The organism is Microbulbifer maximicatervae (SeqCode) (assembly GCF_052467385.1).
In genome coordinates, this window is record NZ_CP174311.1 from 1,589,694 (window position 1) to 1,602,630 (window position 12,937).

The 12,937-nt window shown below is 42.1% G+C and carries 11 protein-coding genes; 4 read left to right on the forward strand and 7 right to left on the reverse strand.

Annotation, left to right across the window (positions count from 1 at the left end; translation table 11 throughout):
• Positions 1-352 precede the first annotated feature (352 nt).
• The gene (locus ACJJIR_RS06955; RefSeq protein WP_444907779.1) at positions 353-1,489 is read left to right on the forward strand and encodes a serine hydrolase domain-containing protein; all 1,137 of its coding nucleotides are present in this window, start codon (positions 353-355) and stop codon (positions 1,487-1,489) included.
• 127 nt (positions 1,490-1,616) lie between these two features.
• Here ACJJIR_RS06955 and ACJJIR_RS06960 read toward each other — a convergent pair whose 3' ends face one another.
• Positions 1,617-2,726 (reverse strand): oxidoreductase, encoded by a 1,110-nt coding sequence (locus tag ACJJIR_RS06960; RefSeq protein WP_444907780.1) that lies wholly within the window; start codon positions 2,724-2,726, stop codon positions 1,617-1,619.
• A gap of 100 nt (positions 2,727-2,826) precedes the next feature.
• Between ACJJIR_RS06960 and ACJJIR_RS06965 the strand changes: the two genes are divergently transcribed.
• On the forward strand, positions 2,827-3,723 hold the full coding sequence (locus ACJJIR_RS06965) for a LysR family transcriptional regulator (protein WP_444907781.1): 897 nt from the start codon (positions 2,827-2,829) through the stop codon (positions 3,721-3,723).
• Positions 3,724-3,831: 108 nt separating this feature from the next.
• On the opposite strand, the gene ACJJIR_RS06970 is transcribed toward ACJJIR_RS06965, so the two are convergent.
• The 4 genes from ACJJIR_RS06970 to ACJJIR_RS06985 are packed head-to-tail and all read right to left on the reverse strand — an operon-like array spanning position 3,832 to position 6,447.
• Positions 3,832-4,440 carry a DNA-3-methyladenine glycosylase I gene (locus ACJJIR_RS06970; RefSeq protein WP_444907782.1) on the reverse strand — a complete coding sequence of 203 codons (609 nt, stop codon included), beginning with the start codon at positions 4,438-4,440 and terminating at the stop codon, positions 3,832-3,834.
• Between the two features lie 9 nt (positions 4,441-4,449).
• Positions 4,450-4,752 (reverse strand): YciI family protein, encoded by a 303-nt coding sequence (locus ACJJIR_RS06975; RefSeq protein WP_444907783.1) that lies wholly within the window; start codon positions 4,750-4,752, stop codon positions 4,450-4,452.
• Positions 4,753-4,778: 26 nt separating this feature from the next.
• Positions 4,779-5,351 (reverse strand): TetR/AcrR family transcriptional regulator, encoded by a 573-nt coding sequence (locus ACJJIR_RS06980; RefSeq protein ID WP_444907784.1) that lies wholly within the window; start codon positions 5,349-5,351, stop codon positions 4,779-4,781.
• Between the two features lie 10 nt (positions 5,352-5,361).
• Positions 5,362-6,447, reverse strand: a complete 1,086-nt coding sequence (locus tag ACJJIR_RS06985) for an alkene reductase (RefSeq protein WP_444907785.1) — start codon at positions 6,445-6,447, stop codon at positions 5,362-5,364.
• Positions 6,448-6,621: 174 nt separating this feature from the next.
• Between ACJJIR_RS06985 and ACJJIR_RS06990 the strand changes: the two genes are divergently transcribed.
• Together ACJJIR_RS06990 and ACJJIR_RS06995 are read left to right on the forward strand one after the other, a co-directional pair.
• Positions 6,622-7,329: an alpha/beta hydrolase gene (locus ACJJIR_RS06990; protein WP_444907786.1), complete on the forward strand. Its 708-nt coding sequence runs from the start codon at positions 6,622-6,624 to the stop codon at positions 7,327-7,329.
• Between the two features lie 730 nt (positions 7,330-8,059).
• Positions 8,060-9,544 carry an APC family permease gene (locus ACJJIR_RS06995; RefSeq protein ID WP_444907787.1) on the forward strand — a complete coding sequence of 495 codons (1,485 nt, stop codon included), beginning with the start codon at positions 8,060-8,062 and terminating at the stop codon, positions 9,542-9,544.
• Between the two features lie 401 nt (positions 9,545-9,945).
• Here the strand turns inward: ACJJIR_RS06995 and ACJJIR_RS07000 are convergent, their stop codons facing one another.
• On the reverse strand, positions 9,946-10,593 hold the full coding sequence (locus ACJJIR_RS07000) for an MOSC domain-containing protein (RefSeq protein WP_444907788.1): 648 nt from the start codon (positions 10,591-10,593) through the stop codon (positions 9,946-9,948).
• A gap of 586 nt (positions 10,594-11,179) precedes the next feature.
• Positions 11,180-12,340, reverse strand: a complete 1,161-nt coding sequence (locus ACJJIR_RS07005) for a patatin-like phospholipase family protein (RefSeq protein WP_444907789.1) — start codon at positions 12,338-12,340, stop codon at positions 11,180-11,182.
• Positions 12,341-12,937 lie beyond the last annotated feature (597 nt).

Below are 12,937 nucleotides of genomic sequence, written 5' to 3' on the forward strand. Positions count from 1 at the left end.
TTAGATATAAATTAAAAAGATAGCTTAATTCTGAGTATTATTGTTGTGCCGGATGTTGAAGTTTCTCTAATCTTGATCGGATAAAGATATTGTCACAGGTTGCAGTCACGTAGTACTTTCGAATTTCGCCAACGACTACTTGTTTATGGATGGAGAATGATATCCCTTAAATTAAAAGTCTGTTTATGTGTGTTCTTGTAAAACCTCCTATATATCAATTATTGAGTAGAGTGTTTAAAGCTAACTAGTGCAGTTGATGGGTATTTTTTAATTGTCCGGGTTATATTTGAGTGATAAAGTCAATTAGTAAATGTTTTTATTTGGTGTGTGAAGATTAAAAGGATTTAAAAATATGTACAAACGTATAACTTTAAGCGCTGTACTTTCTTTATGTTCGGTATTTCCGGCTGAAAGTTCAGTAGCGCATACGGGTGACTTGGATAGTCTTTTTGTAAATGCGGTTTCTGAGGAGTCTGTGCCTGGAATTAGTGTGGCTGTAGGAGAAAATGGGCATGTTCGATGGGCAAGAGGTTATGGTTTTGCTGACCTCGAATCTCATGTTCCAATGACTAGAAAAACCAAATTGAGAATCGCCAGTGTTTCGAAAGTTATCACTGCAGCTGCTCTCATGAGGTTGAAAGAACAGGGGATTATTGAGTTGGACACCTATGTCTCTTCGATGGTAGAAGCTTGGCCTGATTCACACGCTGATATTAGTTTAAGACAGATAACAAATCATACTTCCGGCATTCGCCACTACCAATCTTTGGGAGAATTTCTTTACAATGTGGAATATAGTTCCACGATAGATGCGTTAGACCTTTTTAAGGATGACGATTTACTTTTCTACCCCGGGACAGACTCTAATTACTCGACCTATGCTTGGACATTGCTCGCTGCCGCAATGGAGTCTGCATCAGGAACTGAATTTAAGAAGCTAGTTCAAGAGGAAGTATTTGATCCTTTGAACCTCAAAAATAGTACTTTTGATGAAAACTCTCCCATAATTTCCCACAGGCAAAGAGCTTATTCTTACTGGGGAGGAAGTCTAATCAACTCTCCAGAAGTAAATAGTAGCTATAAATATGCTGGCGGAGGTATGCTCTCTACACCAAGTGACCTGGTTAGGTTTGCTATGTCACATCTTGATAGCGGCTATCTGAGTGATGAATCGCTTTCTGAGCTTTTTAGCCCAGGAACTCTAACAAGTGGTGAGGAGGTTAGCTACGGTATTGGTTGGATTGTTGACTTTATCAGTTTAAGCAATTGGTATGATCCGGAGGAGGATGCGGAGCTGATTAGAGTTATCGAGGAGCATCCAAACATTAAATTGATGAGCGGTGAAGGAGTTGGCGGAAGTACCATGCTAATGCTTTGTCCTGATCATGCCCGCTCTATAAGTGTTGTCAAGAATGTAGATAGTGATCAAACGGCTGACTTGATAGAGCTATCTCTGAAAACATTAGATATTTTCCATAATAAAAACTAATCAATTTAAGGTGTCAGAAAGCTAAAGTTGCTAATTTTAAGATTACCCTTCACTCGCTTAGAGCCATTGTCTGGTCTACAAGGAGGGGAAGGGTAATTAAATTCCTCCGCCGTCTTCAGGTAACTATTTAGCTGTTTCTTCGAAAATAATCGCGAGCACATTCCAGTGTCGCATGGGGTGAAAGCATATCAAAAGTAAAGTTCTTTGGAGTCTGATTTTGTTTTATGGTATTTGGCCAGTCCTGATTGGCCAGGGCCGTTTTACCAAGCGAGATAATATCTGCTTCATTGTTTTCTAGGACCTGAGCTGCGAGTTTTGGGTCTGTAATTCCGCCGTTGGCAATAACCGGTAGAGTACTATATTTCCTTGCCAGACATGCTAATGAGTTACTGTTTTCAAAGGCGGGAGTGTCTATTTTTGGTTCGGTGGTATGAATATAGTCGGCACCACATTGCTTCATTAGCTCGAAAACTTCGGCAGCTCCAGCTTCGCCTTCGGGCCAAATATAGCTGGTATCGTTCACTTTTTTCTGAGAGAAACGAACGCCCACTACAAAGTCCTTTCCGACCGCTGTCCTTACTGATTCAAGTGTTTCCTTGTAAATACGTAAACGGTTAGTGAGTACTCCTCCATAACAGTCTTTTCGTTTGTTGGTATAGGTGGTTAAAAATTGGTCTAACAAGTAGCCATTGGCACCGTGTATCTCAACACCGTCAAAGCCGGCAAGTTGTGCCAGGCGGGCAGCCTGAGCGAAGCCCTCAACAACCATTGCAATATCTCGCTGTGTCATGGCTTCCGGCATGGGATAGGGGCCTTCTCCATAGTAGAAGGGCATTTGACTTCCCTGGGGACGAACCATAGAGGGGCCAGCATTTTGATTGGTATAAGAGTTATATTGCGAAAGGGCGCCGGCATGCATCAATTGGGCATATATCCGGGCTCCTTGCCTATGAACTCTTGAGATAATCGGCTTCCAGCTCTGTGCATGATCGTGGCAGGCCATACCAGGTTGATACTTGTAACCCTGACTATAAAGTCTGTCAGTATGTAATCCCTCGGTAATAATCAGCCCAAACCCTCCATGGGCAAATCCCTCATAGTACTCCTCCATCAGTGGACCAACGCGACCATCCAGCCCGGCGCTGACCCGTGTCATCGGTGCGACTGCGAGCCTGTTAGGAATACGTAAGTTTCCGATTTCAACGGTGTTGAATAGATTGTGATATTTGGTAGCCATAAATATTTCTTACCTATTAAGATTTTTTATATTTTGACAATTAACGAATTGTTGTGTAAATCAGACATTAGGTAATTACAGTTTCAACTATTTATTGAATATGGCAGGAATTAATCAATTAGAGAGCTTGAGGGTTTTCAGTGCGGTCGTGGAGTGTGGAAGCTTTACTACTGCTGCAAATCGTTTAGGTGTATCTGCAGCTTGGGTTTCTAAGTCGGTAGAGAGGTTGGAATCTCGCCTGGGAACCACGCTTTTGCGCCGCAGTACTCGGCATATGCAGGTGACTAGCTCCGGGGAACGGTGTTACATGCGGGCACTTGAAGTGCTCAGCAAGTGGGATGCTTTAGAGGATGACTTATGTGAATCCAATGATAGCCCTAGAGGAAAGTTACGGATTGGCGTCCCGATGTCTTGGGGGTTATCCAAGTTCGGTTCCATTTTGAATATGTTTATGGATCGGTACCCGGAAATCCTTCTAGATATTCAAATGGGAGATCATTATGTGAATGTGTTAGAAGAGAAGTTTGATCTTGTGCTACGGCTAACTAATGAACTAGCTGATAGCGCCTTGTTGTGCCGAAAAATTACCAGTTACCATCGAGTTGCCTGTGCTGCGCCTGAGTACCTTAAAAAATATGGGGAGCCAGGCCACCCCCGTGAGTTAAGTGACCATCACTGTTTGGTATATACCTTACCGGGTAAACCCAGTGTGTGGCAGTTTAAAGATAAAGGTAAATGGCTCGATATTTATCTGGAACCTAGGTTGACTTCTAATAACAGTAAATTACTCCATTGTGCTTTATTAGAGGGGAAGGGCATTGCACTGATCCCCCATTTTATTATTGATGATGACCTTAGAGAGGGGCGATTAGTTCCGATTTTGACAGGCTTCCAAACTGCTGAGCTAAACCTTTATTCACTTAGGCCTGGGGACCGTATGTCCTCCTATCGATTAAAATTACTATACAATTTTATATGTGAGCAGCTTGGTGAGTAAGATTGGGGATGTATCAGAGGTAATATCTTTTACCTTGGGTGCATCCCCTATCAAGCTCTACCCTTTTATAGATTACCTATGATCGTGCGGATTAGTTCTAGTTAAGCATTAGGGTTTTACAAACTTATTTCTTGCACTCTCTATCTTAGATCGCGTGACACATCCCTCTAGATGGTCATTAATTAATCCCATTGCTTGCATAAAGGCATAGACAGTTGTAGGCCCTACAAATTTCCAGCCTAACTTTTTCAAATCTTTCGATAATATGATCGATTCATTTGAGGTAGACATGGACTGAGGCTTGCCAAGCATCTCTTTTTTAGGTTCGTATCTCCAGAGAAATGATGCAAGAGATCCTTCTTTCTTTACGATTTCCCTGGCACATTTGGCATTATTAATAACGGCTTCGATTTTACCTCGGTGTCGGACTATTCCCCCATTTAATAGCAGTTTTTCCACATTTGTATTGGTAAAACTGGCTACTTTATTAAAGTTAAATCCATAAAAAGCTTCCCGAAAGTTTTCTCTTTTGGCAAGAATTGTACGCCAGCTTAAACCAGACTGAAAACCTTCCAGGCATAGCTTTTCAAATAGGCGAAAATCGTCACTAACTGGAAAGCCCCATTCTCTGTCATGGTACTCCAGGAAATCTGGTGCAGAAGCGCACCAGTTGCAACGGTATTTACCATCATGACTTTGAATAAGTTGCGCGGCCATACTAATTACCTAACCGTTTGTCTCTGGGTCTAATAAAAATTCAAGCTGCGGACTAGCCTTGGATGAATCAATTTCTATGACATCGGCACTAACCACTTTTTCAGATACGAAAGGGTCTTGTTCAATGCGTATTAGCAATTCTTCATAAGTGGCGTTAAATGCTAGGATACCTCCACCAATTCCAGGTTTTATACTTCCAGACAGTATAAAAACTCCATCATCGAAGCCTCTCTGTAACCACTCTCTGTGGCCAGTCATATATTTTGCTGCTTGTGATTTTTTTTCTGAAAATTTTAACAAAATAACAAACATATACTTACAGTTCCTTGTAAATAGCGCTAAGCTTTCGTCTTGTATGTGTCAACCCAAGAGCACATTTTATTGACTTCGTACTCAACATAGTCCTTGTCCTGAAAAGCATTTGTTAAGGTTGCAACACCCTGGCTCCAAGAGAGAACCTGTAGAGCTAGTTTATCAGCATCAGTATTGGGATTTAGTTGTGTAAATTGTGTTTTTAGCCATTCCCGAAACAGACTGAATATTTTATTGGCATCCTCTCGCCCTACATGGTTCAACTTGGCAAGTTCATTGGATAGAGTACCTACGGGACAGCCGAAATCTCTGATCTTATCCCAGTTGGTAATGACAATACGGATATAACATTTTATCCGTTGCTCAGATGTATTTCCTTGTGCATCCCAATCTTCAAGCATTGCTTGGGTTTTTTGCAATCTTCTCTCTATAACACCAGATAGAATTTGATCTTTAGTCTTGAAATGGTGGTAGAAGTTTCCGCGAGAAATATTTAAAAGATTAGCGATATCCTTGAATGAGGTATGCTCAAAACCCTGTTGATAAAATAAGTCATCTGCTATTGCGATGATTCGCTCGCGAGTGTCTAGTTTTTCCATATCGATTACTTTACTGATTTTCTATTTGGGTAGAGGCAAATGGGTAGTCAGTGTAGCCTTTTTCATCTCCACCGTAAAAAGTTGAGTGATCGGCTTGATTGAGTGATATGCCTTGTTTTAGTCGGTAAACTAAATCAGGGTTGGCTAAAAATGGTGTTCCAAATGCAATTAGATCGGCATTATTACTTTTCAGGGATTTTTGGGCCAGTTCGAGATTATAGCCATTATTCGCGATATACACACCCTTAAAGCATTCGCGTAAAGCTGGATAATTTACGGTTCTCTCTTTTTTCATCATATCGCCTTCCAGAATATGAACGTAGGCAATATTCCGGTTACTTAGCTGCTCTAAAACATACTCGAAATTTTCTTGTGGGTTAGAGTCAGACATTGAGTTAAAACTATTCTCTGGTGTTAGACGCACGCCTATATGGTTTGAAGGCCAAGTTTCCATCACGGAATCAATTATTTCGTTTAAAAGACGCATGCGATTCTCTATATTTCCACCATAGAGGTCGTTGCGATGATTAGTCCCGTCACGCAGAAATTGATCAATCAGATACCCGTTAGCGCCGTGAACTTCAACTCCATCAAAGCCGGCCTCTTTAGCCATTTGTGCAGCAAAGCCAAATTGCTCCACGATTTTTGGAATCTCACTAGTTTCTAGTGCACGAGGAAGAGCAAAGTCCTTATGTCCCTCGTAGGTAACTGCTTGCCCAATTGGTTTAATTGCAGATGCGCTCACGGGAGCCTTTTTATCTGGTTGTAGGTCGGGATGGGAAATGCGCCCGCAATGTTGCAGCTGTATAAAAATTTTCCCACCAGCTTGATGTACTGCATGGGTTAACTTCCTCCAACCATCAACTTGATCAGCGGTGTATATACCTGGCGTGTAAGGGTATCCCACACCTTGCGTAGAGATAGGAGATGATTCAGCGATAATTAGGCCAGCGCTTGCCCGCTGTTGGTAGTGCGTAACCATCATGGGTGTTACGACTCCATTTTTGTCCGCTCGATTTCGCGTCATCGGCGCCATAACCATGCGGTTTGTAAGTCGAAGACCTGATAAATCGAAGGATTGAAATAGATTTGCCATGCTGTACTTCCTCTTTAACTAGCATTACAGAGTCTAGGACGCTTGACCTAGAGTCAATAATGCTAGGTCAGGCGTCCTACACCTGTCAACCGTTTATCATTTGGGATGGGGGTGGAAGCTAAAAGTGGCGATAATTCATACAGGTGGAGTGCCTGGTTGTGGGGTTAAGTCTTTATGGCGACATTTGTTCTGGTACACGGTGCTTGGCAGGGAGGCTGGTGTTGGAGGCGGGTATCAGCGTTTCTTAGGCGGTACGGCCATGAGGTTTATAGCCCAACTCTGACGGGGCTTGGAGAAAGGGCGCACCTTTTAGATGGCACAGTCAACCTGGATACGCATATACAAGACATTCTGGGTGTTATCGCATGTGAAGAGTTAACGGATATTGTCTTGTGTGGCCACAGTTATGGTGGAGTGGTAATAACCGGTGTGGCTGATAAGGTGCACCAGCATATACGATCCCTTGTCTATCTTGATGCCTTAGTTCCAGAGGATGGGCAAAATGTCTTAGATCTTTTGCCTGTAGAGGTCGGGTTGAGTTTTCAGGATATTGCCAGAACTCAGGGTGATGGATTTCGCGTAGCGCCAAGTCCTGCAATAGATTTCGGGGTTAACATTCAAGATCAGGCATGGGTGGATCGGCGCTGTGTCGACCATCCTCTCGGATCATTTGAGCAACCGATTCAACTACAGGGCTTATGGAAGCAAGTAGCTCGGCACCGATACATCTATGCGTCGGGCTGGGCACCAGGAATTGGTAGGCCGTTCTTTGAGAGAGCCCAGAGAGAACTTGGTTGGGAGACGATAAACCTTCCCTGTGGTCATGATGTGATGCTAGATATGCCCAAAGAACTTACCCAAATTTTGATAGCCTCGATATAGCAATAGCTGCGCTACTTTAGCAACTTATATGGGGCACCCCTTATGGATGCTCCAATGCGAGATGGGTCAAGTATGTCTCTGTATAATTGAAGAGCGTGTCGATATAAAAAATAATTGATCTATTGAATCCAAGTTTTGCGTTGACTACGCCTAATTACATAGTGAAGAAATCAAAGAGAAAAAATATTTCCTCGATTGCGGGTGGGTGGCATAAATCTAGGGGAGCAAGATAAGCCATGGTTGGTACTGCATCACGGTGGCGTGACTGATGATGCGGCTACGGCTTACCTTTTAGTTGTTCCTGAATGTAAGGCCTCTATAGCTTTTGCGACTAACTATGTGCCAGAAAAATTCTGGCGGATGCGGGGGCGTATGGCGTCAATCTTGAAAGAATACCTTGATGTTGAAAGATGCAACCGCTGGGATTTCCTTCAGCCCTCTGTATAGTTGCGTTAACTTCCGTTGCTGCATATGTTGAACGTGCCTCCCGGCAGGCAGCCCTAAGCTTTTGGAAAGGCGAGTTGATGCTCATGCCAAATTTATATAAGGCCTTTAAAGGCTTCTATACAATATCTCCATTTTTAATTTTGACTTATACCTGAAGTAGAAAGAGATAACTTACTGTTTTTGGTTGAAATGAACTGGGCTGGCTAAACTAAAGATACTAGTAGCAGGAGCTATCAGATTAAATAGAGAAGACGCCTGCATAACACTATAGAAAACGGTCGATATGGGTTGTGCCAAAGGCGGAAAAAAACGCGTTTCTCTGTTGAGTGCTACGCTGCTTAGTGCCACCTGTATGATAGGTTCGGGCTGGTTGTTTAGTGCGCAGCTTACGGCAAACTATGCAGGTAATTGGGCTTTTGGAGCCTGGATATTAGCGGCGCTTTTGGTCTTGATGGTTGGCTTGTGCCTAAGCCGTGTCGTTGCATTCTACCCAGTCCGAGGAGCCCTCGCTCAATCCAGTGCATTGTCGCACAATAGTATTTTTGGAATGCCATTTGCGTTTGCTAACTGGTTTGGCACATTAATGGTTGTTGCGACCGAGGCTCAGGCAACTACCCAATACCTCTCATCTGCTATAGATTCCTCTTTGTTAATTGACAATCATACCTTGACTCCGTGGGGGAAGGTTCTCGCGTTAAGTATTCTTTTTGTATATTTGCTGATTAACTATTATGGAATACGGTTTCTTGCCAAGATCAATAATGTTGTCACTGTTCTAAAGATATTTACTCCCACCTTTGCAATAGTTGTATTGCTTATAGTTGTATTTAGTAGTGATACAAGTGGGTCAAATTTTTCAATTGACTCTAATCAGGAGTTTGGGTTTGGAAGCGCTTTTTCCGCTGTTATTGGGGCAGGTCTAATATATTCGTTTAATGGCTTTCAGATCAGTGTTGCCTTTGCCAGTGAGATAAAACATCCCAAGCGTAATATTCCTTTAGCCGTTACTTTATCAATTACAATAATGACGCTTGTTTATCTTGCATTGCAATATGCTTTTATGGCCTCAGTGCCGAACGATCTTCTGGTGGAAAATGGTGGTTGGCAAGGGATTAATTTTGACTCGCCGCTTTTGGACTTGGCGACACTGCTTGGCTTGCACTTTCTTGCAATGATACTACTCGCAGACAGTGTGATAAGTCCCTCGGCATCTGGATATACTTATTTGGGGGCCTCGTCAAGAATTCTATTTGCAATGGCCTCTGTAGGGCAAATGCCGCGATGGTTAGCTGTTTTAGATCCTGTACATAATTTATCAAGGCGCTCGATGCTTACAAATTGGTTGATAGCAGCAGTTGTACTTGCTCATGCTGATAGTTGGGCAGCACTTATGGTGATCGTATCTGGCTATCATATAGTTGGATATATGGCCGCCCCCATTAGCATGGGAGCACTTGAACCTGGTACGAGATACTTTGGGGCTGCTGTCTTTGCTGTACTGGGGGTGCTCATGATTACCATAACTTCATCATCCCTTTTGTTGGTGTGCGCCTCTTTGTCAGTACTTATTTGTATTTATGCATCATTGCATATTGCCAGTATTGGGATTAAGAAATTATCTGTGCTAGTTCTGCCGTTTATTATATATTTATGGATTTTATATCTTATTCAGTATACTTGGGTGGTAGTTGTTTTTTCATTTGCTTTTTATTTGTTAATATCTTCGAAGCCCTATGTTAAATTTTGCAGGGTATATAATAAACTGTAGTTTGATGTAAGGTTTTAAATGGTTAGTGTTTGTGATATTAGTATAAAATTCCTGGGTGTTGGGCGCATCCAAGTACATGAGTGAATCCTTTAGCCAAGGCCAATTCTGACAGGATCAGTTTAAGTTTTTGCATGCCTGATAATAGCTATCATTTTATCCGCAGATATATTGGTAGGTGGCAATAGGGGGTATTCGAGTACAGCTCGCGCAGTAGTATCAAGTTGAGGAAGCCTATTAATTCTTGTTTGTTTAATAAGTTAGTACTTTTCGCCAAAAAACTACTACTAAAGTATTTAAGTCCGGGGTAGTGCCGGGTTTTAACTTTTACTATATAGCCCTCATGGAGACTCACTTTCGGAGGGAACATAGCTAGTAGGCTGATGTGATAAGTTGCTCAATTGTCAGAGCTTAGAGAGCCGCCTTACAGCTTTCTCTCTCCACTCTTTGGATAAGGGTTGTAGCTGACTTGCAGCCTGGAGTACTTGCTTGGTATTGGGAAATTGCTTATCAAAAAAAGCTCTGAACATAGATCGTATGTCGATTGAGTTTGGAGCTTCAGCTATCTTACAAATCGAAATCCCTTCTTTAATATGCCCCTCCTTAACAACCCTAAAATATACACCGCAATTAAAGCTACTAGTGAGAATCTTGGCTGCAGCGTCATTATCTAGGGCCATGCTTAACTTAAAGCAGGGTATTCTGGGTTGACTTACCTCAAGGATACAACTGCCTATGCGGAATTGATCTCCAACAAAGATATTTTGTTCTCGAAGCCCTTCTACCGTTAAATTCTCACCAAATGCGCCATACTTAAGGCTCTTTCTGCCTAACAGGTCTTCCCAGTAAGGGTAGTGGTCATTAGAAAACGCATATATGGCCATATCTTTGCCGCCATGATTTTTTAAGTCTGCCTGCTCATCTCCTTCCAAATTATTCTTTCCAACAAAAACTTTTCCTTGGACTGGCTTCTTGAAGATCCCCGTTGTTACAGTTTTACCCTTGTATTCGCAATCTACTTTTTTGGATACGTTTATAGAGAGGATTTTCATATTTTCTTATTGGTAGATAATTTATGCAGGACCTGGATCTTAGCAAAATATACGCTTAATGCACAGCTATCCTATGTTGCTTTGATGTCCTATAGGACGGCTTACATATATCTGTTTATTGGTTAATGGTTGGAAGATTTATCCCGATACCAGCGCCAGCGATCTTCTTCGTACTCATAGCATATATTATCGCAGTGGATCTTCTTCTCTACGCACCAGTCTTGATTTTCATTATCTCTAATGCAGTCATAGTAGCTATTCTTACAGGTTTTTATACACCTGTTTCGAGCCTCACGATCATGAAGTTCTCCAGCTCTTACATTCACAAAGAGGCAGGAAGTCAGTGTAATTAGAATTGTGATTAGATAGCGAAGCTTTGGCATGGTTAAACGCCGTTTGATTTTGCTCCTGAAGAGTAATGTCACTAGCGATAAATCAGTAAAATATTTGTTGGTTGGTTTGCTGGCAGGCGGGTGAGAGGGTGGTGGGTGCTAAGCGTGTATTTTCTGATAGAGTGAATGCCACTGTCCTTAGATTAGGCGGCAACCGTTTTGTTGAGTTGCCGCCTTACATTGTGATGAGATTTTTATCCGTTGGCAGTGGCCAATTGGTCAATTACCTGTTGTATTTTCTGTTTATTGTTTTTAATGAGTCGATCTGAGTGAATCTTGAGTGAATCGATATTGTCGTATTCAAATAGACCGACATGGGGTTCAGTTACCTCTACATTGAGATAGTCATATTTGATCTTTACATTGTTGGAGAGTAATGAAGCAATTTCCAGGGCGTGCAATTGCTGCTCATCCATTGATCTTTGAACACTTGAGATAGCATCTCGTGCCCACTGTAGTATGCCCCAGTTTTTCAGGTCTTTATATTTCACCTGCGAACTGGTTAGCGGGGAGGTGCCGGACCCAAGAATCAGCACATAGTAGTTCTTGTGAGGGAACTCTTTGATGATATCCAGGAGCGCAACACTTGCAGGGTTGTTGGCAGAAATACCTGCGTCGGCAAAGTATTTATGGCCCACTTCTTTGCTGTCAGCCATAAAGCCAACTGGGGGAAACAGTGAAACCCCACTAACTGCAGCTGTGACCAGTTGATATAGGCTGTTGGTAGGAAGCTCACTGGTATCTCCTCCTCGGTTTTTGAAGAGGTGAAGTTCACCAGTATTTACACTGAGTGAGGGGATAATCACATAATTTTTCAAATCGGTGAAGTTAAGCTCTGGTGTATAGTGCTTCTCCATCACTTTGTGAAGGCGGCGACCCAAATATTTTGGAGAAAAAAGACCGGATGCCGTAAGCAGTTTATGATACCAAGGGGTTGAAAACAGATAATTACTTTTCGACTTGTATAAGTTAATAAGCAAGTCTGTTTTTGAATCGACATTGGCATAGTTTTTAGCCAGGTGAGATGAGCGGACATTCAACCCGGTAACAATGACAGCGCCCGTCGAGACACCACTAAACACATCGAAAAGCTCGTCAACTGGTTGCCCCAGTGCTTTTTCCAAGTGCTTAATGACATATAGTGGTATGAGTCCACGGATACCACCACCGTCAATGACAAGTATGTTGATCGTATCTTTATCATTGAGATGATTGCGTATCGCAGTCTCATCCTCTTGCACTGGTGAGCGATAAAATGTTGCGCTTGCTGTAAGAATGTAGTTGTACAGATAGGCGCAGGTAGTGAAAATCACGATGATCACTGTACATATAATAAGGATATAACTGAGTTCCATTTCTGCACCTATAAGGTATTTACGTCGCAAGGATATAGACACCGAATCTTTGATATTGACTAAATGGAGAGGGCGGGTTTTGTCGGGTAAGAAGGGGGGCGGAAGAAACGTATGATATTACTTTTTATGGGTTGAACGGTCCGTAGTTTTTTCTCGGTTGTAAGGGCTTTCGGTGAGAAAAAAGTGCGATTTATAGATCTGTGCGTCTTATTTTCAGTTTTCTGGTAATGATTATTTCGTATATCGATTTTTTCGAAATTATCGATATATCGACGATGACCGAATGGTTTAATATGAGCTGAAGATGACTATTTAGTTAAATATCAATAGTTTGATGCTGGATGGAGTGCTGTCCTAATTTGGGATATTAAACATTCCAAAAATAAGTGTATTTCTGTATTAACCCATTAATTTTTCAGTGCTTTTTGCTTGACTGAAAATTCCGCCTTTAGTTACTTTTCACGAATAGAATCTTGAGTGTCCATAGAGTCCAGCCTTATTGGCTGACTCCCAGCAGAATTGATATCAGCGCTTGGCGTACTGGCTGGTATCAAAGTTTGCCCTTGATAGCGCTTGCCATGCAAATAGCTGAAAAGC